Source organism: Rathayibacter sp. PhB151 (assembly GCF_004366415.1).
Taxonomy (GTDB): domain Bacteria; phylum Actinomycetota; class Actinomycetes; order Actinomycetales; family Microbacteriaceae; genus Rathayibacter; species Rathayibacter festucae.
In genome coordinates this window covers 45,518-67,553 of record NZ_SOEN01000014.1, presented here as the reverse complement: position 1 = coordinate 67,553, position 22,036 = coordinate 45,518, and the positions used below count along the sequence as shown (strand labels likewise).

The following is a 22,036-nucleotide window of genomic DNA, read 5'->3' as shown; positions in this document are numbered from 1 at the left end:
CCTGCCCGCAGGGGCCGTGCGGAGGCGACGTCGGTGGTGCTGCGCGGTGGTGCTGCGCGGTGGTGCTGCGCGGCGATCGGCCGCACGGGGCCGTCAGGACGGAGCCCGTAGGGTGGGGAGCATGAGCACGTCATCCGACGGCGCGCCCCGACGCCCGCGCACCACCGCGTCGCGCGTCGCCGGCACCGCCCCCGCGCGCCGCGCCGCCGCCCCCGCTCCGCGCACCCGGACCCGTACCGCGAGCCCGAGCGCTGCGTCCTCGGGGGGCCGCTTCGCCGCGCTCCGTCGTCGCTACGGGTCCGCGACGGCCTCGATCCTCCTCGCGATCGTCGTCGTCCCGATCGCGTTCTTCGTCTGGTACGCGATCATCTCCCTCGGCGCCTACCCGGGCGACCAGGCCGTCAGCGACCTGCTCGTCGGCGTCCTCTACACGGCGATCATCCACGCGCTCCTGCTCGCCGGCGTGCTGCTCGGCGTCTCCTCGATCCGCGCGCGGCGCCGCGAGGGCCGTCCGGCGGTCGCCGGCTGGATCGGCGTCGTGCTGAACGTGCTCGTCGTCCTCTTCTGGGAGCTGCTCGTCTCGCCGTGGCTCGTCGAGCTCTGGAACCGGGCCGTCGGCGCCTGACCCACCGGTCCCCGCCGGCCGGCAACCGATCCGCTCGACCACCGGCCCCTGCGCTCTGGTAGGCTCCTCAGGTTGCCGTCCAACGGCCGCGGATCAAGAGAGCCCACGCATCAGGCGCCGGGCACCGCGCAACGAGAGAGAGGGGATCCCATTCATGGCACTCGAAGCAGACGTCAAGAAGGCGATCATCGAAGAGTACGCGACCCACCCCGGTGACACCGGATCCCCCGAGGTGCAGGTGGCCGTCCTGACCAAGCGGATCAAGGACCTCACCGAGCACCTCAAGGAGCACAAGCACGACCACCACTCGCGTCGTGGTCTGCTGCTGCTGGTGGGTCAGCGCCGTCGACTCCTCGGCTACCTGTCGGACGTGGACATCAGCCGCTACCGCTCGCTGATCGAGCGTCTCGGCCTGCGTCGATAGTCCCCTCCGCTCCTCCCCTCACCGGGTCGAGCGCGGGGTCTCGATGACACCGCGATCTTCTTCAGAACGGGCCGCTCTCCTCCGGGAGGGCGGCCCTTTCCGCGTTCCCGGGGTCGGAGCACCGAGGGGCTCCGCTCAGTCCAGCCGCTCCGGGCGGTCCACGACGCCCCAGGAGAAGCCGGCCGACGCCGCGAACCAGTCGGACGCCGACCGCGTGAGCGCGGCGTCCTCCTCCGGCCGTCCGGGCAGCGCCAGGGCGTCGACGAGACCGGGGAGACTCCACCGATCGTCGAGTGCCTTCGCCTGCGCCCGCTGCCAGGCGTCGGCGCAGGCGGGCTCGCCGGCGGCCCGGGTGATCGAGTGGGCCCCGGGGGCGGCACCGTCCCGCACGAGCGCTAGCGCGCAGGTCAGCGCCGCCGTCCGCACGACGCTCCGTGGCGCCCGGGGCGGCTCGGAGGCGCGCACCTGGTCCTGCGCGCCGACGATCGCGGTCAGCGCGAGGAAGAGCCGCGTCGCCTCCTCGTCCGGCCGCGGCGCGAGCCGGCCCGGTCCTGCCGAGATCGCGGCGGACGCTCCCGGGGCGAGCACCAGTCCGCGCCCGATCCGCGCGGAGTAGGAGCTCAGCAGGCCGGTGACGCCGGCGTCCCGGCGGGGGTCGTCCTGGCCGACGACTCCGCGCACCGACGGATCGCTCAGCACCCACACCACGGGGGTGCCGTTGTGGATCGTCAGACTCCGGTGGTCGTCGTCGACGCAGGCGAGCAGGTGCCCGGCCAGCGCCTCGCCCTCGCGGTCGAGCACCGAGGAGGAGGCGAGCAGCTCGCGAGGCTCGTCGCACGGTCCCGAGGCCGCTCCCGCCGAGGAGGGCAGGGCGGCGAGGGGAGCGAGCGCGCCGAGTGCGAGAGCGAGCACCGCGATCGCGACGACGGAGGCCGCGCCCGCGCCGAGGAGCCGGCCGGGGGAGTCGCCGCGGACAGCGGTCCCGGGACGGCCGCCCGGCCGCACTCGACCCCGCCGCACCCGATCGAGCGCGGACGCCACCGTGTCTCGACGGACCATGCGGGACTCCCTCTGCTCGGAGGCTAGACCCGGAACAGGCACCTGACCAGGCCCTGCGTGCGACCGAGCTGGGAGGGTCGGGAATTCCTTCGAGAATTCTCCGGTCCGGTGCATCCGCGGAGGCCCCTCGGCCGGAAGTAGTGGTGAAGGCCCTTCTCGAGAACCCACCGACCCGCCCGCGGGTCCCATCGTGAAAGAGGAACACCGTGACCACCTCCCGCCTCACCCACCGCCTGCTCGCCGGAGCCTGCCTCGGCACCCTCGCCGTCGCCGGTCTCGCCGCCGCTCCCGCGAGCGCCGCGGACGCCGACTCGGCCGACCTCTACGTGCTGCACGCGGTCCCCGACACCCCGGTGGACGTGTACGTCAACGGAGCACTGACGCTCGACGACTTCACGCCCGGCTCGCTGGCCGGCCCGCTCGACCTGCCCACCGGCACCTACACCGTCGCGATCACCGCCGCGGACGCCGCCGACGCGAGCGCCCCGGTCATCGGCCCGGTCGACCTCGCGCTCGAGGCCGGCAAGAGCTACACCGTCGCCGCGCACCTCAAGCCCGACAACACCCCCACCGCGACGCTGTTCCCGAACGACATCTCCGCCACGGCTGCCGGAGAGGGACGCCTCACGGTCCGCCACATCGCCGCGGCGCCCGCCGTGGACATCCTCGCGGGCGGCTCGCCCGTGCTGACGAACGTGACCAACCCGAACGAGGGCATCCTCAACCTCGCTCCGGCCACGATCTCGACCGTGGTCGCCGCGACCGGGACCACCGCTCCGGTCATCGGCCCGGCGGACGTCCAGGTCCAGGAGGGCGTCAACACGATCGTCTACGCCTGGGGCAGCCTGGAGAAGGGCAACCTCGCCCTCGCGACGCAGACCATCGGCGGTCTGCACTCGTCGCCGTCCGGTGTCCCCGCCGGTGAGGCCGGCCTCGCCGCCGACAACCGCACCGACGCCGCCGCCGGCTGGTGGGGCGCTGCCGCGCTCGCCTCGCTCGCGCTGATCGGCGCCGCGCTGATCGGCCGCCGCAAGGCCGTCGCCGGTCGCTGACCGACGGGAACGACCGCCGGTCCCCGACCGGCACCGAAGACCGCCGGCCCGGTGTGCCCCCGCACCCGGGCCGGCCGCCGACCACGACGAGAGGAGGACGTGATGAGCAGGATCCCCACCCGGCCGCGCGCTCTCCTCGTGGTCGGCGCGATCGCGGTCGGCCTCGGCCTCGGCGGCTGCTCGGCACAGGCGGTCGGGGTCGTGCCCGCCCCTGACGCGAGTGCGCCGCTCCCGACGTCGACGCCGGCCGCGATCCCCTCCAGCACACCCGGTCCCTCCGCCGCCGCGGTGCCGGACGTCCCGGTCGCGGACGCCCGCCTCGGCGCGACGCCCGCGCCGGTGGTGCTCGCGCCGACGCGCCTGGTCGTCGACGGCCTGCCGATCGACATGCCCGTGCAGCCGGTCGGCGTCGCCGACGACGGCACGATGGAGCTGGTCCCCGACACCGACGTAGCCGGCTGGTACCGCTACGGCCGCGGCCTCGACGCCGCCGAGGGGACGACCGTGATCGCCGCCCACGTCGACTCCCTCACCTACGGGCTCGGCCCGTTCGCCGAGCTGAAGAAGGCGCAGCCCGGCCAGCGCATCGGCCTGACGGGCGAGGACGGCGTCCAGCGCGTCTACACGGTGGACACCGTCGAGACCACGGAGAAGACCACGGTCGACCTCTCGAGCGTCTTCGTCCAGGGCGGCGCCGCCCGCCTGGTCCTGATCACCTGCGGCGGCGACTTCGACTACGACACCCGCCACTACCTCAGCAACGTGGTCGTCACCGCGACCCCCTCGCCGTGACCGCCCGACGATGACTCCCGCCGGCCGCTTCCGTGCTCCCGCCGTGAGCGAGCCGTAGCATGAGCATCACCGCAGCGCCGCAGGCCGCCGAGCCACTCGCGACCGGGCCCCGCTGCCGCCCCCAGTCCAGGAGGACCCCCCTGAGCGACGCCCAGACCCGCGAGCCCGACGGCGAGGCCGCCGACGAGCGCGCCCTCGTCCAGCGCCTCGGCCTCCGGTTCGCCGCGGGGGAGGAGTCGGCGCTCGCCGAGGCCTACTCCCGCTGGTCCCCGCTCGTCTTCACCCTCGCCCTGCGCTCGCTCGGCGACCGCGGCGACGCCGAGGACGTGGTTCAGCGGGTCTTCGTCTCCGCCTGGACCGGGCGCGGCAGCTTCGACCCCGGCCGCGCGGCGCTCGGCGCCTGGCTGGTCGGGATCTCGCGCAAGCGCATCGCGGACGCCCACGAGAACCGCTCGCGCGAGCGCCGGCTCACCGCCGCACTGGTCGCGGTCGCTCCGGTGGACGAGGGCGAGCCCGCGGTCGACCTCGAGGAGCGGGTCCTGGTGGCCGACGAGCTCGCCCGCCTCGACCCGGTCCCGCGGCGGGTGATGAGCCTCGCCTTCTACGACGACCTGACCCACACCGAGATCGCCGAGCGGACCGGCCTGCCGCTCGGCACCGTCAAGAGCCACATCCGCCGCAGTCTCGACAGACTCCGCTCCCGATTGGAGGTGAGCAGCACATGACCCACCTCGATCCCGACGAGCTCGCCCTCCTCGCCCTCGGCGAGGACTCCTCCGCCGACGCCGCCGCCCACCTCGAGGCGTGCCCCGAGTGCGCTCAGCAGCTGGTCGAGCTCGGCCACGCCGCCGGTCTCGGCCGGCAGAGCCGCTCGCTGACCCTCGAGGCGCCGCCGGCGGAGGTCTGGGACCGGATCCGCGGCGAGCTCGCGCTGGGGACCGCGGATGCGCCGATCGCCCCGGTCACCGCGCTCCCGGTGGGCCGCCACACGCCCTCGCATCGCCGACCGCGCGCTCGCCGACTGCTCCCCGCGGCGCTCGCCGCACTCGCGGCCCTGGCGATCGGCGTCGTCGGCGGCTTCTGGCTGCAGGCCTCGCAGGGCACCGACGCGGTCGTGGTCGCCCGCGCCGATCTCGCCGCCTTCCCCGACTGGCAGGGCGCGAGCGGCAGCGCCGAGCTCGAGGACGCCGACGGCGAGCGGCAGCTCGTCGTGCACCTCGACGCGGCCGGCGCGACCGACTCCTACCGCGAGGTCTGGCTGATCGCCGCCGACGCCACCGGACTGGTGGGGCTCGGGGTGCTGGACGGCACGGACGGCCGCTTCACGGTCCCCGCGGACATCGACCTCGCCGAGTACTCGCTCGTCGACATCTCCGAGGAGCCCGACGACGGCGACCCGCAGCACTCGGGCGACTCGATCGTCCGCGGGCCCCTTCGCGAGGGCTGAGCGCCCGCCGGGCCGGACCGGCCGAGGCGTCAGACCGCTCCGGTCCGCTCCGCCAGCAGCGCGGTGAGGGCCTGCACGGCCGCGGAGGGACGCTGCGCACTGCAGACCGAGACCTCCCAGACGAGTCCGGGCCAGTCGAGCTCGATCGCGGTCACCCCCTCCAACGGCGCGATGCCCGATCGGGGGACCACCGCGGGTCCCAGACCGGCCTGCACGAAGAGCGGGATCGCGGGCAGGTCGGCGACCTCGGTCGCGACCCGTCGCGTCGCTCCCGCCGCGCGGAAGGCCCGGTCCACGCTGACGCGGTTGCCGAAGCCGGACGGGGTGTCGATGAACGCCGCGCCCTCCAGGTCCGCGGGGGAGGGCCGCACCAGCCCCGCCAGCGGGTCCGCGCTGTCGACCAGCAGCACGTAGCGGTCGCGGACGACGGTCGTCACGGCGAGATCGTCCAGCTCGGCGACCGGCAGTGCGAGCAGCGCCACATCGAGCCGGCCGCGGCGCAGGTCCTCCGCCAGCCCGGTCGATCCGCTCGGCGAGGTGCGCAGGAGCAGGTCCACCAGCGGATGCCGCCGCCGGAACGCACCGAGGACACCCGGCAGGTCGAGGATGTCGAGCGCGGAGAAGGTGCCGACGCGGACCCGCCCGCGGAGCCCCGCCGCGTCCTCCGCCGCGAGCGAGCGCATCCGGTCGACGCTGTCGATCGCCGCGCGGGCCGAGGGCAGCAGCGCCTCGCCGACGGCCGTCAGCGCCACGCGCCGCGTCGAGCGGGTGAACAGCGGCGCCCCCAGGTCCTGCTCGAGCGCGCGGACGGTCGCCGACAGCGTCGACTGCACCACGTAGAGGCGGGCGGCCGCGCGGGTGAAGCTGAGCTCCTCCGCGACGGCGACGAAGGCGGCGAGCTGACGATCGTCCATCCGTGAATCATGCAGGATCTTCGATCAATGCGTCCACGATCCTCCGTTGGACGTGGACGATCGGGAGGAGCAGTCTGGGCGCATGCCGACCACCGGAACCCCCGCCGAGCGCACGACCGCCCGCACCGCCTCCTCCGCCTCACGCCGCCCCGAGCTCGGGCACCACCTCGGCTTCTGGGTGATCGCGGTCGCCTTCCTCTCCGTGATGGCCTTCTCCACCGTGCCGACCCCGCTCTACGCGATCTACCAGCAGCGCGACGGCTTCCCCGCCTTCGTCGTGACGGTGATCTTCGCGGCCTACGCCGTCGGAGTGGTGGCCAGCCTCTTCCTCGCCGGTCACGTCAGCGACTGGCTCGGCCGTCGGCGCATCCTGCTCGCCGCGATCCTCGTCGAGGTGCTGGCGAGCATCGTCTTCCTGCTCTGGCCGGACGTGCCGGGTCTGATCGTCGCTCGGCTGCTGACCGGCATCGGCGTCGGCGCGCTCACCGCGACCGCGACCGCGCACCTCTCCGAGCTCCGCGCGATCGCCCGGCCGGAGGAGGGACCCGGCGCCTCGCGCGCCGTCTCGACCCTCGTCAACGTCGGCGGCCTCGCCCTCGGCCCGCTGATCGGCGGCGTCCTCGCGGTGACCGTCGACCGCCCGCTCGTGGTGCCCTACGAGGTCTTCCTCGTGCTGCTCGTCGTGCTCGGCATCGCGGTCGCCCTCGTCCCCGAGACCGTCGAGCGCCGGGAGGAGCTGCCCGCCTACCGGCCGCAGCGGCTCGCCGTGCCCGCGGCCTCGCGCGGCACCTTCCTCTCGGCCGCGGTCGGCGCGTTCGCCGGCTTCGCCGTCTTCGGCCTCTTCACCTCGCTCGCGCCGACCTTCCTGGCCGGCCGCTTCGGCGAGACCTCGCACCTGCTGGCGGGCGTCGTCTCGTTCGGCGTCTTCGCGGCCGGCGCCGTCGCCCAGCTGACCGCCGCGCGGCTGCCCGTCCGCCGCGCGCTGCTCCTCTCCGCCGCGGCCCTCACCGTCGGGCTCGTGCTCGTCGCCTGGGGCGCGGTCGCCGTGGTGCTGCCCGCCTTCATCGGCGGCGGCGTGATCGCCGGGGCCGGCGTCGGCCTGATCTTCCGCCTGGCGCTCGGGGTCGCCGGCTCGCTCGCCTCGGACGAGACCCGCGGCGAGGTCCTCGCCGGGATGTTCCTCGCCTCCTACGTCGGTCTCGCGGTCCCGGTCCTCCTGATCGGCGCGGCGCTCGCCGTCCTCCCCGCGGTCCCGGTGCTGGTCGGCTTCGTGGCGATCGTGCTCGCGCTCGTACTGGTGGCGATCGCGCGGATGCTGCGCTCGGCCGTCTGAGGACGCCCGCCGCGGGAGGCGGGCGCGGCCCGCGACAGAGGCGGTCCCGGCGCTCCATGATGGAGGCATGAAGCTCTTCTCGTTCGGCCGCTCCGACTCCGACCCCCTGCCCGCCGGCGACCGCGGCTCGGGCAAGCTCGACGACTACGACTACGAGCTGCGGCCCAAGTCCAAGCGCGGCGACACCCTCCTCGGCATCGCCGACTCCCTGCCGCACCAGGACGAGCTGGCCCGCGTGCACGCCCTCGGCGAGGAGGAGATCACGGCGGTCATCCCGCGCCGCACGATCGAGGAGGAGCGCACCGACGCCCCGATGCCGGTCCGGCTCTTCGCGAACCACCGGCCGACCGACCTCGTCGGCTACGTCCCCCGCGGGCTCGAGAACGTCGTCGAGGCCGCGCTCGCCCGGCTCACCGAGGCGGGCAAGCAGCCGCGGATCCCCGCCCGGATCGTGAAGGGCAAGGGCGGCCTGCGGGTCCAGCTGCTGATGCACGAGACCCGTGGCTGACGACCGGGGGCCGCAGGGATCGTCGTCCCCGGCGGAGTTCTGGGGCAGCCCCGCCCCCGCCGGTCCGCCGCCCGGCTGGTATCCGGACCCGGGCATGCCCGGCACGCAGCGCTACTGGGACGGCCGGGCCTGGACCGGCCACCTCGCACCGCTCGCGCCCGCGGCACCCGCCGTCGGCAACGCGGCCGCGACCGCGTCTCTCGTCCTCGGGATCCTCGGGCTGCTCCTCACGCCGATCCCGCTGTTCATCGGCCTGCTGCTCGGCGGCCCGCTCGACGTGCTCGCCGTCGTCTTCGGAGTCGTCGGCCTCGTCAAGGGCGGTGCACGGCGGGGCGCGGGCGTCACCCGCGCGGTGGTCGGACTCGTCCTCGGGGCGCTGATGCTCGCGGCGATCACCGTCGGGGCCGGCACGATCTGGTAGTCGCGCGGCGGTGCTCCCGGGCCGGAGCCGCGCGGCGGATCCGCGGTTCCTGGTCGATCGGGGCCCGCACTGATAGCATGAACCGGTTCCGAATCCGGAAGCGACCGCCGGTCGCCGTCGGGTTCGAACCACGGAGCAGGCCGGCAGGAAGCTGGTCCTCGGTGGTGGAGTCCCGGTTCGCGACATCACGCGCTGCTGCAGCGCAGTGGACGATGTCGGGCAGACCCGGAGCCCTTCTACTGGTGGCCAGCACGAACGCCCTCCACACGACGGCACGGCGCGAAGCCCTGCCGTGGGATCGCGTGCGATTCCTGACCGTCATGCCGCTCCGACGAACGCCGGCGCCCAGAGGGGTGCCGCTGCAGACGTTAAGGAGACAGACCTCTTGGAAGGTCCTGAAATCACATTCGCCGAAGCCGTTCTCGACAACGGCTCGTACGGCACCCGCACCGTCCGCTTCGAGACCGGCCGCCTCGCGCAGCAGGCTCAGGGCGCGGTCGCCGCGTACCTCGACGAGGACACCATGCTCCTCTCCGCCACCTCGGCGTCGAAGAACCCGAAGGACAACTTCGACTTCTTCCCGCTGACCGTCGACGTCGAGGAGCGCTCCTACGCCGCCGGCAAGATCCCCGGCTCGTTCTTCCGCCGCGAGGGCCGCCCCTCCACCGAGGCGATCCTGGTCTGCCGTCTGATCGACCGGCCGCTGCGCCCCTCGTTCGTCGAAGGCCTGCGCAACGAGGTCCAGATCGTCATCACGGTCCTCAGCATCGCCCCGGACGAGTTCTACGACGCCCTCGCGATCAACGCCGCGAGCGCCTCGACCCAGATCTCCGGCCTGCCCTTCTCGGGCCCGGTCGCCGGTGTGCGCCTCGCGCTCATGTCCGACGGCTCCGGCAACGACCAGTGGGTCGCCTTCCCCAAGGCCTCGCAGCTCGAGAACGCCGTCTTCGACCTCACCGTCGCGGGCCGCGTCGTCACCAACGAGGACGGCTCCTCGGACGTCGCCATCATGATGGTCGAGGCCGAGGCCACCGACGTCTCGTGGAACCTCATCAAGGCGGGCGCCACCAAGCCCGACGAGGCCGTCGTCGCCCAGGGCCTCGAGGCCGCCAAGCCCTTCCTCCGCGCGCTCGTCGAGGCGCAGTCGAAGCTGGCCGCCGAGACCGCGAAGCCGGTCAAGGACTACCCGGTCTTCCTGCCCTACGCGCAGGAGACCTACGACAACGTCGCCGAGCTCAGCTACGACGAGCTCGTCCGCGTCTACCAGATCGCCGACAAGGTCGAGCGTCAGGACGCCGACGACGCCCTCAAGGCGAAGGTCAAGGAGCAGATCGCCGAGCGCATCGCCTCCGGCCGCCTCTCCGCCGAGGCCTACGCGCAGGTCGGCGCCGCGTACAAGTCCGTCACGAAGGTGGTCGTCCGCGGCCGCATCCTCCGCGACGGCGTCCGCATCGACGGCCGAGGCCTGGCCGACATCCGTCCGCTCGACGCCGAGGTGCAGGTCATCCCGCGCGTCCACGGCTCGGCGATCTTCCAGCGCGGCGAGACCCAGATCCTGGGCGTCACCACGCTGAACATGCTCAAGATGGAGCAGCAGATCGACTCGCTGTCGCCGGTCACGAAGAAGCGCTACCTGCACCACTACAACTTCCCGCCCTACTCGACCGGTGAGACCGGCCGCGTCGGGTCGCCGAAGCGTCGCGAGATCGGACACGGCTTCCTCGCCGAGCGCGCCCTCGTGCCGGTGCTGCCGAGCCGCGAGGAGTTCCCCTACGCGATCCGCCAGGTGTCCGAGGCGCTCAGCTCCAACGGCTCCACCTCGATGGGCTCCGTCTGCGCGTCGACCCTGTCGCTCCTCAACGCCGGTGTGCCGCTGCGCGCCCCGGTCGCGGGCATCGCGATGGGCCTCGTCTCCGACGTGGTCGACGGTCACACCCGCTACGCGGCGCTGACCGACATCCTGGGCGCCGAGGACGCGCTCGGCGACATGGACTTCAAGGTCGCCGGCACCTCCGAGTACGTCACCGCCATCCAGCTCGACACGAAGCTCGACGGCATCCCGTCGTCGGTCCTCGACGCCGCGCTCAAGCAGGCCAAGGACGCCCGCACCACGATCCTCGCGGTGCTCACGGCGGCCATCGACCAGCCCGACGAGATGGCCCCGACCGCGCCCCGCGTGATCTCGGTCCAGATCCCCGTCGACAAGATCGGCGAGCTGATCGGCCCCAAGGGCAAGACGATCAACGCGATCCAGGACGAGACCGGCGCCGACATCTCCATCGAGGAGGACGGCACCGTCTACATCGGCGCCGTCGACGGACCGTCGGCCGAGGCCGCTCGCGCCCAGGTCAACGCCATCGCGAACCCGACCAACCCCGAGGTCGGCGAGCAGTTCCTCGGAACCGTCGTCAAGATCGCGACCTTCGGTGCGTTCGTCTCGCTCCTCCCCGGCAAGGACGGCCTGCTGCACATCAGCGAGGTCCGCAAGCTCGCCGGTGGCAAGCGCGTCGAGAACGTCGAGGACGTCCTCGGAGTCGGCCAGAAGCTGCTCGTCTCGATCACCAAGATCGACGACCGCGGCAAGCTGTCCCTCGCGCCCGTCGTGGCCGAGGACGCCGAGGCGCCCGTCGAGGTCCCCGCCGAGAGCTGATCCCTCCCGCACGACCGACGCCCGTCCCACTCCGGTGGGGCGGGCGTCCGTCGTTCCCGGGGTGCGGCCGCCCCCCGGTGGGCCGGCGGCCCGTCGTCCGTGGGGTACGGTGGCGGGACCGTGCCGTCGCACCGCCCCGACCGGAGGACCCCGTGACCGACTCGACGCCCCCGGCCCTCGCACCGGAGACGCCCCTTCCGCCCCGCCTCCTCGGAGCCACCGGTCTGCCCGTGCACCCGGTCGCCCTCGACGGCTCCGTCTTCGGCTGGGCCGCGAGCATCGACGAGACCACCGAGGTCCTCGACGCGTTCGCCGAGCTCGGCGGGACGCTGATCTCGACCGCCGACCACTACGCCACCGGTCGCAGCGAGTACATGATCGGCCGCTGGCTGGAGCAGTCCACCCGGCGCGACGAGCTGCTCGTCGCCACCAAGGTCGGCCGCCACCCCGACGCCCCTGGCCTCGCGGCCGAGGACGTGCGGATCGCGATCGAGGGCTGCCTCGAGCGCCTCGGCACCCGGATCGACCTGCTCTCCTTCGACAGCGAGGATCCGGAGGTCCCGATCGCCGAGAGCCTCGCCGCCGTCGCCCCGTTCATCGAGAACGGCTCGGTCGGCGCCCTGGGCGCGGCGCACTTCAGCGGCGCCGCCCTCGCCGAGGCGGAGGAAGCGGCCCGCGAGCTCGGCCTGCCCGCCTTCACCGCGGTGATCGCGGAGTACAACCTGATGGAGCGCAAGCACTACGAGGCGGACGTCGCCCCCGAGGTGCTCCGCCAGGGCCTCGGCACTCTCGCCCGCCTGCCGCTCGCGAGCGGCTACCTGACGGGCCGGCTGCGCCACCGCTCCGACGAGCCGGAGTCGGTCATGTTCGAGGCCGCGCTCGACTACGTCGGCCGGCACGGCAACAAGGTGCTCGCGGCGCTCGACGAGGTCGCGGAGGCGCACGGCAGCAACCCCGGCACCGCCGCGCTCGCCTGGGTGCTCGCGCACCAGGAGGTCTCGGCCGTGATCGTGCGCGCCCGCGGCGCCGAGGAGCTGGCGTCGATCTTCGGCGCGGCGACGCTGCCGATCACCCGGAGCGAGATCGCCCAGCTCGACCGCGCCTCCGCCTGAGCGGCGCCCCCACGGGTCGGCCGGCAGCACAGGCCGGCCCGGCAGCGCCCCGTCGGAGCAGGGGCGCTGCCGGGCCGGCGGTCAGCGACGCAGGATGCGCGCCTCCCACGGCCCGAGCGTCGACCCCGACGCGCCCGCGACGTTGCCCAGCACCGTCTCGGCCCCGGCCCACTCCTGGAGCAGCGCGACCTCGAGCGGCTCACCGGAGACGTTGCCGACCACGAGCAGCTCGCTCGCCCCGGTGCGGGTGAACGCGAAGAGCGTCGGATGCCCTGCCTCGAGCAGCGCGAACCGGCCCAGCTGCACCGTCTCGTCCTCGTGCCGCAGCGCGATCAGCGCGCGGTAGTACTCGAAGACCGAGCGCTCCGCCGCGCGGTCGGCCGCCACGTTCACCTCGACGTGGTTCGGGTTGACCGGGATCCACGGCTCGCCCGTGGTGAAGCCGGCCTGCGGTCCGCCGTCCCACTGCACCGGCGTCCGCGCGTTGTCGCGGCTCTGCGCGCGCAGCCCCGCGAGCACCTGCTCCGGGTCCTCGCCGCGCTCCTCGACCGCCTCGGCGTAGTAGTTCAGCGACTCGACGTCGCGGAAGTCCTCGATGCCGGCGAACGGCACGTTGGTCATGCCGATCTCGTCGCCCTGGTAGATGTACGGCGTGCCGCGCTGCAGGTGCAGGAGCGTCGCCCAGAGCGTGGCCGACTCGTAGCGCCAGGTGGCGTCGTCGCCGAAGCGGGACACCAGCCGGGGCTGGTCGTGGTTGCCGAGGTAGAGGCTGTTCCAGCCGCGCTCGGCCAGCCCGTCCTGCCAGCGGGCGAGATTCGCCTTGAGGGCGACGAGATCGAGTGGGACCGGGTGGAACTTGTCGACGCCGTGGTCGATCCCGACGTGCTCGAACTGGAAGACCATGTCGAGCTCGCGCCGCTCCGGGTCGGTGACGAGCACCGCCTCCTCGAGCGTGACGCCCGGCATCTCGCCGACCGTCATCAGCGCGGCGTCGCGCCCGGCGAACACCGCCTCGTTCATCTCGCGGAGGTACTCGTGCAGCCGGGGGCCCACCCCGCCGACGATCCCGGAGCCGCCGCCCGGCCCGTCGATCTCCTCGACGTTCTTCGAGACCAGGTTGATGACGTCCATCCGGAAGCCGTCGACCCCGCGGTCGAGCCACCAGTTCATCATCGCGTGCACCGCGTGCCGGACCTCCGGGTTCTCCCAGTTGAGGTCGGGCTGCTGCACCGCGAAGAGGTGCAGGAAGTACTCGTCGGTCGCCGGATCGAGGGTCCAGGCCGGGCCGGAGAAGTAGGAGCGCCAGCCGTTGGGCTCGGCGACGTCGAGGCTCGCGGCGGCGGTGGCCTCGAGCTCGGCGTCCGGCGCGAGCGGCGCCTCCCGAGGCGCGTTCTCGCGCCCCTGCCGCCACCAGTACCAGTCGCGCTTCGCGTCCTCATGTGACGAGCGCGACTGCACGAACCAGGCGTGCTCGTCGCTGGTGTGGTTCACCACGAGATCCATCACCAGCTTGATGCCGCGCTCGTGCGCCTCGGCGAGGAGCAGGTCGAACTCCTCGAGCGAGCCGAACAGCGGGTCGATGTCCTGGTAGTCCGAGATGTCGTAGCCGTTGTCGTGCTGCGGCGACGGGTAGACCGGCGACAGCCAGACGACGTCCACGCCGAGGTCGGCGAGGTGGTCGAGATGCGCGCGGATGCCGCCGAGGTCGCCGAACCCGTCGCCGTTCGAGTCGGCGAACGAGCGGGGGTAGATCTGGTAGACGACCGCGCTCGTCCACCAGGGCGTCGCGGGGGTCGGGGTGAGGGGCTCCATGGCCCGAATCTAGCCGCCACCACCGACGCCGGCGGGGTCGCCGCACCGTCGCCTGCCGCCCTCGCGAGACCGCCGGAGAACACCGTGTAACGATCGGGTTAAGCGTTCCCGGGCGCCCCGCGAGGCGCCCGCCGCGCTCGGATACCCTCGGTCTCGGCGGACCCGACCGCCGCGGGGGAGTGGACGAGTGGCGAGGGTGAAGGCCGGCTCCGGCGCTCGGACGATGCGCGGCACCGCGGCGCATCCGCCCCTCGCGGACAGCGGGCCCGTCGTGGCCCCCGCCGCCCTCCGGCGCTCTCTCGGCGACACGGCCGAGGCCCTCTTCCCGCTCGTCCTCGACGCCGCAGCGCTCGCGCGGCGCGAGGTCGGCGGCCCCGAGCTGCTCGAGCGCTTCGCGGCCTGGGGCGGCGACGGCGTCGTCGTCGCGGACACCGCCGGATCCGCGACGGGGGAGGAGCGGGTCGGCGCCTGGCTCGCCGGCCACCGCGACCGCGATCGGTTCCGGCTGCTCGGCCGCTTCGGCGGCTCCCCGTCCGCCGTCGCCTCCCCGCGCGCCCTGGTGACCCGCGTCGAGGAGTCGCTGCGGCGGCTCGGAGCCGAGCGACTCGACGTCCTCGCAGTCCGCCCCGACGGTGCCGGCCGGCTCGACCAGCTGCTCAGCGCCGTCGAGGTCCTGCTCGCCCGCGGTCTCGTCGGCACCGCCGTCGCCTCGGGGTTCGCCGCCGAGGAGCTCTTCGAGGCGCGCGTGCTCGCCGGCCACGGCCACCCGCGGTTCGCCGGCGTCGAACTGCCCTACAGCCTGCTCGACAGCACCCGGGCGGACGGCGACCTCGGTCTGGTCGCGGCCGGCCAGGGTCTCTCGCTGCTCTGCACGGCGCCGCTCGCGCACGGCTTCCTCGACGGCGTCGAGCGCGGCCGCCGGCAGCTCGGCCGGCTCCCCGACGGCGTCCTCGCCGCCGCCCACGTCGGGCGGCGCGGGCGGCGCGTGCTGGTCGCCCTCGACGCCATCGGCGCCGAGCTCTCGGCCACCCCGGCCGCCGTCGCACTGGCCTGGCTGCTCTCCCGGCCGGGAGTGACCGCGGCTGCGGTCGCCCCGCGCTCTCCGGCCGACGTCGACGCCGTCGTGCGCGCCGTCTCCCTCGAGCTCGACGCCGGGCACCTGGCGGCCCTGGAGCGCGCCCGCCGCTGACGGGTCGCGCAGGGATCACCCGGTGCAGGTGGCCTAGGCTGTGCCGGATGAACCACGGTGTCGCACTCCCTCTCGAACAGCCGGAGACGACCATCGGGGCCGCCGGCGGCTCGCTCGTCCGCCGGACCGTCCTCTCGAGCGGTGTCCGCATCCTCAGCGAGGCGATGCCCGGGGCCCGCAGCGCGACGATTGGCTTCTGGGTCGCGGCCGGCTCGCGCGACGAGGCGCCTGCCCTGCCCGCGGTCGACGGCCGTCCCGCCGTGCCGTCCAACTTCGGCTCCACGCACTTCCTCGAGCACCTGCTCTTCAAGGGCACGGGCACCCGGTCGGCGCTCGACATCGCGGTCGCCTTCGACTCGGTCGGCGGCGAGCACAACGCGCTGACCGCCAAGGAGTACACCTGCTACTACGCCAAGGTGCAGGACCGCGACCTGCCGATGGCGGTCGAGGTCATCGGCGACATGGTCACGTCGAGCCTGCTCGACCCGGCCGAGTTCGAGACCGAGCGGGGCGTCATCCTCGAGGAGCTCGCGATGGCCGACGACGACCCGGCCGACGTCGCCAGCGAGCGGCTCTTCGAGGCCGTCTTCGGCGACCACCCGCTCGGGCGCCCGATCGGCGGCACCCCCGCGATCATCGGCGAGGCCACCCGAGACGCCGTCTGGGCGCACTACCGCGCCGCCTACCGCCCGCGCGACCTCGTCGTCACGGTCGCAGGAGCGGTCGACCACGAGGTGCTCGTCGCCCAGCTCGAGCGCGTCCTCGCCGCCGACGGCTGGGACCTCAGCACCCCGGCCGCGCCGGTCGAGCGCCGGGTCGGCGGCTCGGCCGTCTTCACCCGCGGCACCCCCCTCTCGATCACGCACCGCCCGACCGAGCAGGCGAACCTGCTGATCGGCTTCCCCGGCCTGGCCGCCGCGGACGACCGGCGGATGACGATGGGCGTGCTGAACTCGATCCTTGGCGGCGGCATGTCCTCGCGCCTCTTCCAGGAGGTGCGCGAGAAGCGCGGCCTGGCCTACTCCGTCTACTCGTTCGCCCCGTCCTACTCCGACGCGGGGCTCTTCGGCCTCTACGCGGCCTGCACGCCGTCGAAGGCGGGCACCGTCGCCGAGCTGCTGCTGGCCGAGTTCACCCGCCTGGCCGAGCACGGCGTCACCGCCGAGGAGCTCGCCCGCGCCCGCGGCCAGCTGTCCGGCGCGGCAGCGCTCGCCCTGGAGGACTCGGACACCCGGATGTCGCGGCTCGGCCGGTCCGAGCTGACCTTCGGCGAGTTCGTCGACCTCGACGAGAGCCTGCGCCGACTCGCCCTCGTCGGCGCGGAGGACGTCCAGGCACTCGCGGCAGACTTGGCCCGGGGGCCGTCGTCGATCTCGGCCGTCGGAGCGGTCGACGAGTCGACCTTCGCCGGCATCGCCGAGATCGAGACCACTCCCGCGGCCTGACCCGCTCCGAGAACACCCGCTGACCGCGCACCGTCGCGCCGCACCAGGGAGGACCTCCGTGTCCCACTACATCTACCTCGTCCGCCACGGCGAGCAGCAGGACGCCGAGCACGGCATGCCCGACGGGCCCCTGTCGGCCCGCGGCGAGCGCCAGGCCCGGCTCATCGCCGAGCGGCTCGGCGGCGTCCCCTTCACCGGGGCGTGGCACTCGCCGCTGCGCCGGGCGGAGGAGACCGCCGCACGCTTCCAGGCGGTCCTGCCGGGGCTGTCGATCGAGCCGTCCTCGCTGCTGTTCGACTGCATCCCCTCCGGCCCGACCCCGGACATGCCGCGCGCCTTCGAGCCCTTCTTCGGCAGCGTCACCCCGGCCGAGATCGACGCCGGGCACGCGCAGATGCAGGACGCCGTGGCCGAGTTCCTCGCCCCGTCCCGCGAGGACCGCCACGACCTGCTCATCACGCACAACTTCGTCATCGGCTGGTTCGTCCGGCACGTGTTCGACGCCCCGGACTGGCGCTGGCTCGGCGTGAACCAGGCGAACTGCGGCCTGACGATCATCCGCGTCCGCTCCCGCAAGCCCCCGGTCCTCGTCGTCCACAACGACCTCGCCCACCTCCCCGTCGAGCTGCGCACCGGCCTCCCCGAGGCCCAGTCCTACTGACCCCTGCGACTGCGGCGAGGAAGCTGCGCTGCTCGCCCCCAAGGACGTCGGTCTCGATACGCCCCTCCGGGGCTACTCGACCAGCAGGGGAAGAGGCCCCTCCGGGACTACTCGACCAGCAGGGGTCGCTCTGCATGCTGATCGAGTAGCCCGCGCAGCGGGCGTATCGAGATCCACCGCCACCAGCAGCCCCGCGTCAGCCGCGGTCGTTAGGCTGGCACGGTGACCACCTCCGTCGCCGTCGTCGGTGCAACCGGCAAACTCGGCTCCCTCACCTGCTCGCTCCTCGAGGCATCGGAGGAGTTCGACCTCGTTGCCCGGCTCGGCTCGCGCAGCGACCCGCGCGAGATGCTCGCGGCGGACGTCGTCGTGGACATGACGCTCCCCGCCGTCAGCCAGCAGATCGTCGACCTCGCCGTCGCGAACGGCAGGAAGGTGCTCGTCGGCACCTCCGGCTGGACCGGCGACCGGATCGCGGCGCTCCGCCGCAGCGTCGACGCGCAGCCCGGCGCCGGCGTCGTGATCATCCCCAACTTCTCGCTCGGCTCCGTGCTCGCGACCGCGCTGTCCACCGTCGCGGCGCGCTTCTTCGACGCGGTCGAGATCGTCGAGACCCACGGCGCCCGCAAGGTCGACTCGCCCTCCGGCACCGCCGTGCGGACCGCCGAGCTGCTGCTCCGCGCGCGCGCCGAGCTGGGGCCCGTCCAGGCGCCGCACACCGACCAGCGCGCCCGAGGCCAGCAGGTGGCGAGCATCCCGGTGCACAGCCTGCGCCTGCCCGGGGTCGAGGCGCGCCAGGAGGTGGTCTTCGGCGGCACCGGCGAGACGGTCACGATCCGCCACGACACCACGTCCTCCGCGTCCTACGAGGCCGGCATCCTCCGCGCCCTCGACGCCGTCCGCAGCACCACCGGCGTGGTCGTCGGCCTCGACGCGCTGATCGACCTCCGCGCCGCCTTCGACGCCGCACCCCTGGCCGAGCAGGTCCGCGACGAGCCGGCGATCAGTGACGACCCGCCCTCCGGCCAGGCCGCGGCCGCCACGAGCGCCCCGTGACGACCCGCATCGGCGTCGGCCTGATGGCCGTCCTCCTCGCGCTCTACCTCTTCGTCTGCCTGCAGTACTCGTACGTCGCCTTCGCCGCCGGGACGGTGCCGGGCATCGTGATGGGCGTCGGCCTGCTCGTCCTCGGCGGGGTCGGCGTCTGGGGGCTCGTGCGCGAGATCTCCTTCGGCGTCCGCGCCGAGAAGCTGGCCCGGCGTCTCGAGTCCGAGGACGCCCTGCCCTCCGAGGTCCTCGAATCTAGCGCGACCGGCCGACTCGACCGGACCGAGGCCGACGCGCTCTTCCCGCGCTACGCGGCCGACGTCGACGAGGACCCCGGGAGCTGGCGCGCCTGGTACCGGCTCGGCCTCGCCTACGACGCGAGCGGCGACCGCAAGCGCGCCCGCGGGGCGATCCGCCGCTCGATCGCCCTGGAGCGCGAGCGGCCCGCCTGATCGGCGGCGCTCAGTCCGCCAGCACCGCCTGCAGCGCCTCGGCCACCGTGCGGTGACGGAAGACGAAGCCGTCGTCGAGCAGCCGCTGCGGCACCAGCCGCTGGCTCGAGAGCAGCAGCTCGTGCCCCGCGTCGCGCAGTGCGAGCTCGATGATCTTCTCCGGCACCGGCAGCTTGAACGGCCGGTGCAGGAGCTCGGCCAGGGTGCTCATGACCTCGTTCGCCGTCGCGGCCTCGGGCCCCGCGAGGTTGACCGGGCCGGACAGCGACGAGGTCAGCAGGTGCCGGATCGCGGCGGCCTCGTCGTAGTGGCTGATCCACGGCCAGTACTGCTGTCCGCCGCCCAGCGGGCCGCTCAGTCCCAGCTTCGTCAGCGGCAGCAGCGGCTTCAGCGCACCGCCGTTCCCGAGCACGAGCCCGGTGCGCACCGTCACGACGCGCGCGGTCTCGGGAGCGAGCAGCGCCGCCTGCTCCCAGCGCTCGACCACGTCGGCGAGGAAGCCCTCGCCGCGGGGGGACTCCTCGGTCAGCTCCTCGCCCGGCCGGTCGCCGTAGTAGCCGACGGCCGAGGCGTTGAGCAGGATCGACGGGGGAGTGGACGCCATCCGCATCGCGTCGGTGATGGTCTGCGTGGCCTGCACTCGCGAGTCGAGGATCTCGCGCTTGTACGAGGAGGTCCACGGGAGGCGGCTGATCGAGGCGCCCGAGAGGTTGATCACGGCGTCGACGCGGTCGAGCACGCTGAAGTCGAGCATGTGCGAAGCGGGCGCCCAGTGGAACTCGTCCGGGCTGGTCGGGGCGTGGCGGACCAGGCGGAAGATCTCGTGCCCGTCCGAGCGGAGCTGGCGCACCAGCTCCGAGCCGATCATGCCGCTCGCCCCGGAGATCAGGACCCGCAGCCGCTTCGGAGCCGCGGGCTCCTCCTGTGCGCGGGTCGCCGTGTCCGGCGCCTCGCCGGGCGGCACGGCCGGCCGCGGTGCCGCCGTGCGGGTCGAGCGCCGGGGGGAGTCGCCGGCGCCGCCGGTCCCGTCCTGGTCCGAGTGCCGTGCGGTCGATTCGCTCATGGTGCCTCCCGAGGCCCGTCGCGGGCCGCCCGCGAAGCGGGATTCAGCCTAGGGCCTCAGGCCCGGGAGCCGGCCGTGCGGCCGAGGACCCCCGCGCGCACCAGGAGCAGGTAGAGCTCGCAGCCCAGGCAGAGGCCGAACGCCGCGTTGAGGAAGGCGGCGAGGAAGGCGATCGCGGCGGCCACGGGCACCGCGCCCGGCACTCCGGCGAGGTGCAGGACGACTCCCGCGGCGGTGACGACCAGCCCGACCAGCTGGGCGAAGCGCGGCGGGCGGGCGTCCTCCCACTCCGTCGGCGGAGCGAGGCGGGGCCGGATCAGCCGGCGGAACACGACCGCCCAGGGCCCCGAGCCGACACCGCGGGAGGCCGACCAGGCGAACAGCGCCGCGAGGACCGCCAGCAGCAGGAAGCCGGGCTGGACGAGCCGGGTGACGGAGTCCGCCGGCACCGGCGCCGCGAGCCCGAGCCCCACGGTCGCGAGCAGCAGCACGGCGGTGACGGAGGCGGCGAAGCGCGGTCCACGCGGATCGACGGAGCCGGCGGGCGGGGCGGTGGTCATGCTGTCTCCAGTCGGTCGAGCTCGGCGAGGACGACGGCCCGCGCCGGAGCGCCGGCGATGCGGCTGCGGGCCACGCCGTCGGCGTCGAGCACGAGCAGGGTCGGGGTCTGCAGGATGCGGAAGCGGTCGGCCAGGTCCGCCCGGCGGGTCAGGTCGACGTCGAGGTGCACGACGCCGTCGCGACCGGCGGACACGTCGGCGAGCATCCGGTGCACCGCCGGGCAGCGGGCGCAGTACTCGGTGGAGAACTGCACGATCGTCGCTCGCGGGCCGAGGACCGCGCCGTCGACCAGCGCGGTCGGATCGATGCGCTCGGCGGAAGCGGCGGGCCGCGCGCGGACACGCCCGGCCGCGCGCCGCCGGAGCAGCCCGAGGGCGGTTCCGAGCGCGACGAGGCCCAGCAGTGCGGCCGCGATCTGGGGAGGGTCCACGCGATCACGGTAGGCGCCGGCGTCCCTGCACGCCCGTTCATTGCGCTCTGCGTCGACGGACCGTGCTCTATCGTCGAAGCCGTGACCGAGCAGAGCGAACCCGACAGCCCCGTTTTCCGCTCCGATGTCGTGGTCGAGCTCGTCCGCTCCAGTGCCCACGACTCCGACGTGCTCTTCGCCGCCCGCGTCTCGACGCAGGGCGAGAAGACCCTCGCCGGCGCCCTCGACGAGGAGTCGGCCGACAGCGAGCTGCAGGGCAAGCGCGACCGCGGCCTGATCAACTATCTGATGCGCGACCGCCACGGCTCGCCCTTCGAGCACAACTCGATGACCTTCTACGTGCAGGCGCCGATCTTCGTCTTCCGCGAGTTCATGCGGCACCGCATCGCCTCCTACAACGAGGAGTCGGGCCGCTACCGCGAGCTCCGCCCCGTCTTCTACGTGCCCGGCCCGCAGCGCAACCTCGTCCAGGTCGGCAAGCCCGGCGCCTACTCCTTCGAGCCCGGCACCCCCGAGCAGACGGAGCTCGTGGTCGCCGAGACCCGCCGCGCCAGCACCCAGGCCTTCGAGGCGTACCAGCGGATGCTCCAGGAGGGCGTCGCCCGCGAGGTCGCCCGCATCGTCCTGCCGCTCAACATCTACTCCTCGATGTACGTGACGCTGAACGCCCGCTCGCTGATGAACTTCCTCTCCCTCCGCACCAAGCGCGAGGACTCGACGTTCCCCTCGTTCCCGCAGCGCGAGATCGAGATGGCCGCCGAGCAGATGGAGCAGCACTTCGAGCAGCTCATGCCCCTCACCGCCGCCGCCTTCACCGCGAACGGCCGCGTCGCCCCCTAGCAGCGTCCCTGCCCGCACTCCCTGCGCCCGTCCGCTCTGCAGGTGCCTCTCCGCTGTGCAGGTGCCTGTCCGATCTGCAGGTGCCTGTCCGATCTGCAGGCGATCCGAGGACGAAGCCGCCTCGAGCCGCGCGAGTAGGCCCGGGCGGGCCGGGATCGCCTGCACATCGCACCACTCCCCGCGGAAGCGTCCCCCTCCA

General features: G+C 73.8%; 23 protein-coding genes. 17 read left to right on the top strand and 6 right to left on the bottom strand.

The genetic code is table 11. The annotated features are described in order from the left end of the window. Nucleotides 1-121 precede the first annotated feature (121 nt). Nucleotides 122-625, top strand: coding sequence for a hypothetical protein (locus tag EDF35_RS20475; RefSeq protein WP_133963659.1), 504 nt, complete (start codon nt 122-124; stop codon nt 623-625). A gap of 154 nt (nt 626-779) precedes the next feature. Then, entirely contained in the window at nt 780-1,049 is a 270-nt protein-coding gene (gene rpsO, locus EDF35_RS20470; protein WP_123447896.1) for a 30S ribosomal protein S15, read from the top strand. A gap of 135 nt (nt 1,050-1,184) precedes the next feature. Here the strand turns inward: rpsO and EDF35_RS20465 are convergent, their stop codons facing one another. Continuing rightward, nucleotides 1,185-2,108 (bottom strand): hypothetical protein, encoded by a 924-nt coding sequence (locus EDF35_RS20465; protein ID WP_133963658.1) that lies wholly within the window; start codon nt 2,106-2,108, stop codon nt 1,185-1,187. 206 nt (nt 2,109-2,314) lie between these two features. Between EDF35_RS20465 and EDF35_RS20460 the strand changes: the two genes are divergently transcribed. The 4 genes from EDF35_RS20460 (at nt 2,315) to EDF35_RS20445 (ending at nt 5,399) form a co-directional block, all read left to right on the top strand. Next, the gene (locus tag EDF35_RS20460; protein ID WP_133963657.1) at nt 2,315-3,160 is read left to right on the top strand and encodes a DUF4397 domain-containing protein; all 846 of its coding nucleotides are present in this window, start codon (nt 2,315-2,317) and stop codon (nt 3,158-3,160) included. 102 nt (nt 3,161-3,262) lie between these two features. After that, nucleotides 3,263-3,952: a class F sortase gene (locus tag EDF35_RS21335; RefSeq protein ID WP_123704984.1), complete on the top strand. Its 690-nt coding sequence runs from the start codon at nt 3,263-3,265 to the stop codon at nt 3,950-3,952. A gap of 59 nt (nt 3,953-4,011) precedes the next feature. Beyond that, entirely contained in the window at nt 4,012-4,677 is a 666-nt protein-coding gene (locus EDF35_RS20450) for a sigma-70 family RNA polymerase sigma factor (protein WP_133963656.1), read from the top strand. After that, nucleotides 4,674-5,399 (top strand): anti-sigma factor, encoded by a 726-nt coding sequence (locus tag EDF35_RS20445; protein ID WP_133963655.1) that lies wholly within the window; start codon nt 4,674-4,676, stop codon nt 5,397-5,399. The genes EDF35_RS20450 and EDF35_RS20445 overlap by 4 nt, the downstream gene beginning before the upstream one ends. 29 nt (nt 5,400-5,428) lie before the next feature. Here EDF35_RS20445 and EDF35_RS20440 read toward each other — a convergent pair whose 3' ends face one another. Then, on the bottom strand, nt 5,429-6,313 hold the full coding sequence (locus tag EDF35_RS20440) for a LysR family transcriptional regulator (protein ID WP_123447890.1): 885 nt from the start codon (nt 6,311-6,313) through the stop codon (nt 5,429-5,431). An 82-nt stretch (nt 6,314-6,395) separates the two neighbouring features. On the opposite strand from EDF35_RS20440, the gene EDF35_RS20435 reads away from it, so the two are divergent. From EDF35_RS20435 to EDF35_RS20415, 5 genes are all read left to right on the top strand, one after another. Further along, a complete protein-coding gene (locus EDF35_RS20435; protein ID WP_133963654.1) occupies nt 6,396-7,646 on the top strand; it encodes an MFS transporter in 1,251 nt (416 codons plus the stop codon). Between the two features lie 67 nt (nt 7,647-7,713). Then, a complete protein-coding gene (locus tag EDF35_RS20430; RefSeq protein ID WP_123447888.1) occupies nt 7,714-8,154 on the top strand; it encodes a hypothetical protein in 441 nt (146 codons plus the stop codon). Continuing rightward, the gene (locus tag EDF35_RS20425; protein ID WP_208323114.1) at nt 8,147-8,575 is read left to right on the top strand and encodes a DUF2510 domain-containing protein; all 429 of its coding nucleotides are present in this window, start codon (nt 8,147-8,149) and stop codon (nt 8,573-8,575) included. The genes EDF35_RS20430 and EDF35_RS20425 overlap by 8 nt, the downstream gene beginning before the upstream one ends. 385 nt (nt 8,576-8,960) lie before the next feature. Continuing rightward, the gene (locus EDF35_RS20420) at nt 8,961-11,225 is read left to right on the top strand and encodes a polyribonucleotide nucleotidyltransferase (RefSeq protein ID WP_123704979.1); all 2,265 of its coding nucleotides are present in this window, start codon (nt 8,961-8,963) and stop codon (nt 11,223-11,225) included. 152 nt (nt 11,226-11,377) lie between these two features. Then, entirely contained in the window at nt 11,378-12,337 is a 960-nt protein-coding gene (locus EDF35_RS20415) for an aldo/keto reductase (protein WP_166674192.1), read from the top strand. An 81-nt stretch (nt 12,338-12,418) separates the two neighbouring features. On the opposite strand, the gene EDF35_RS20410 is transcribed toward EDF35_RS20415, so the two are convergent. Next, nucleotides 12,419-14,149, bottom strand: coding sequence for an alpha-glucosidase (locus EDF35_RS20410; RefSeq protein ID WP_133963652.1), 1,731 nt, complete (start codon nt 14,147-14,149; stop codon nt 12,419-12,421). A 187-nt stretch (nt 14,150-14,336) separates the two neighbouring features. On the opposite strand from EDF35_RS20410, the gene EDF35_RS20405 reads away from it, so the two are divergent. The 5 genes from EDF35_RS20405 (at nt 14,337) to EDF35_RS20385 (ending at nt 18,943) form a co-directional block, all read left to right on the top strand. Beyond that, nucleotides 14,337-15,338 (top strand): aldo/keto reductase, encoded by a 1,002-nt coding sequence (locus EDF35_RS20405; RefSeq protein WP_133963651.1) that lies wholly within the window; start codon nt 14,337-14,339, stop codon nt 15,336-15,338. A gap of 47 nt (nt 15,339-15,385) precedes the next feature. Then, nucleotides 15,386-16,783 carry a pitrilysin family protein gene (locus tag EDF35_RS20400; RefSeq protein ID WP_133963650.1) on the top strand — a complete coding sequence of 466 codons (1,398 nt, stop codon included), beginning with the start codon at nt 15,386-15,388 and terminating at the stop codon, nt 16,781-16,783. Nucleotides 16,784-16,841: 58 nt separating this feature from the next. Next, on the top strand, nt 16,842-17,444 hold the full coding sequence (locus EDF35_RS20395; protein ID WP_123447881.1) for a histidine phosphatase family protein: 603 nt from the start codon (nt 16,842-16,844) through the stop codon (nt 17,442-17,444). A 222-nt stretch (nt 17,445-17,666) separates the two neighbouring features. After that, entirely contained in the window at nt 17,667-18,500 is an 834-nt protein-coding gene (dapB, locus tag EDF35_RS20390) for a 4-hydroxy-tetrahydrodipicolinate reductase (protein WP_123704974.1), read from the top strand. After that, nucleotides 18,497-18,943: a hypothetical protein gene (locus EDF35_RS20385; protein ID WP_123704973.1), complete on the top strand. Its 447-nt coding sequence runs from the start codon at nt 18,497-18,499 to the stop codon at nt 18,941-18,943. Before dapB ends, EDF35_RS20385 begins: the two co-directional genes overlap by 4 nt. A gap of 10 nt (nt 18,944-18,953) precedes the next feature. Here EDF35_RS20385 and EDF35_RS20380 read toward each other — a convergent pair whose 3' ends face one another. From EDF35_RS20380 to EDF35_RS20370, 3 genes are read right to left on the bottom strand one after another with little or no spacing between them, the layout of a single operon-like run. Continuing rightward, on the bottom strand, nt 18,954-20,006 hold the full coding sequence (locus tag EDF35_RS20380) for a TIGR01777 family oxidoreductase (protein ID WP_133963649.1): 1,053 nt from the start codon (nt 20,004-20,006) through the stop codon (nt 18,954-18,956). Nucleotides 20,007-20,062: 56 nt separating this feature from the next. After that, nucleotides 20,063-20,566 carry a DUF4395 domain-containing protein gene (locus EDF35_RS20375; protein ID WP_133963648.1) on the bottom strand — a complete coding sequence of 168 codons (504 nt, stop codon included), beginning with the start codon at nt 20,564-20,566 and terminating at the stop codon, nt 20,063-20,065. Next, on the bottom strand, nt 20,563-20,997 hold the full coding sequence (locus tag EDF35_RS20370; protein WP_243840079.1) for a thioredoxin family protein: 435 nt from the start codon (nt 20,995-20,997) through the stop codon (nt 20,563-20,565). The genes EDF35_RS20375 and EDF35_RS20370 overlap by 4 nt, the downstream gene beginning before the upstream one ends. An 81-nt stretch (nt 20,998-21,078) precedes the next feature. Between EDF35_RS20370 and thyX the strand changes: the two genes are divergently transcribed. Then, complete coding sequence (gene thyX, locus EDF35_RS20365) at nt 21,079-21,837, top strand: FAD-dependent thymidylate synthase (protein ID WP_123444539.1); 759 nt, start codon at nt 21,079-21,081, stop codon at nt 21,835-21,837. The last annotated feature ends 199 nt before the right edge of the window (nt 21,838-22,036 follow it).

Excerpts from the sequence above, each read along its gene's own strand:
- EDF35_RS20465 (WP_133963658.1), bottom strand. The coding sequence starts at position 2,108 with ATGGTCCGTCGAGACACGGTGGCGTCCGCGCTCGATCGGGTGCGGCGG.
- EDF35_RS20430 (WP_123447888.1), top strand. The coding sequence starts at position 7,714 with ATGAAGCTCTTCTCGTTCGGCCGCTCCGACTCCGACCCCCTGCCCGCC.
- EDF35_RS20410 (WP_133963652.1), bottom strand. The coding sequence starts at position 14,149 with ATGGAGCCCCTCACCCCGACCCCCGCGACGCCCTGGTGGACGAGCGCG.
- EDF35_RS20445 (WP_133963655.1), top strand. The coding sequence starts at position 4,674 with ATGACCCACCTCGATCCCGACGAGCTCGCCCTCCTCGCCCTCGGCGAG.
- EDF35_RS20450 (WP_133963656.1), top strand. The coding sequence starts at position 4,012 with ATGAGCATCACCGCAGCGCCGCAGGCCGCCGAGCCACTCGCGACCGGG.
- EDF35_RS20380 (WP_133963649.1), bottom strand. The coding sequence starts at position 20,006 with ATGAGCGAATCGACCGCACGGCACTCGGACCAGGACGGGACCGGCGGC.
- EDF35_RS20475 (WP_133963659.1), top strand. The coding sequence starts at position 122 with ATGAGCACGTCATCCGACGGCGCGCCCCGACGCCCGCGCACCACCGCG.
- EDF35_RS20375 (WP_133963648.1), bottom strand. The coding sequence starts at position 20,566 with ATGACCACCGCCCCGCCCGCCGGCTCCGTCGATCCGCGTGGACCGCGC.
- EDF35_RS21335 (WP_123704984.1), top strand. The coding sequence starts at position 3,263 with ATGAGCAGGATCCCCACCCGGCCGCGCGCTCTCCTCGTGGTCGGCGCG.
- rpsO (WP_123447896.1), top strand. The coding sequence starts at position 780 with ATGGCACTCGAAGCAGACGTCAAGAAGGCGATCATCGAAGAGTACGCG.
- EDF35_RS20400 (WP_133963650.1), top strand. The coding sequence starts at position 15,386 with ATGAACCACGGTGTCGCACTCCCTCTCGAACAGCCGGAGACGACCATC.
- EDF35_RS20435 (WP_133963654.1), top strand. The coding sequence starts at position 6,396 with ATGCCGACCACCGGAACCCCCGCCGAGCGCACGACCGCCCGCACCGCC.
- EDF35_RS20440 (WP_123447890.1), bottom strand. The coding sequence starts at position 6,313 with ATGGACGATCGTCAGCTCGCCGCCTTCGTCGCCGTCGCGGAGGAGCTC.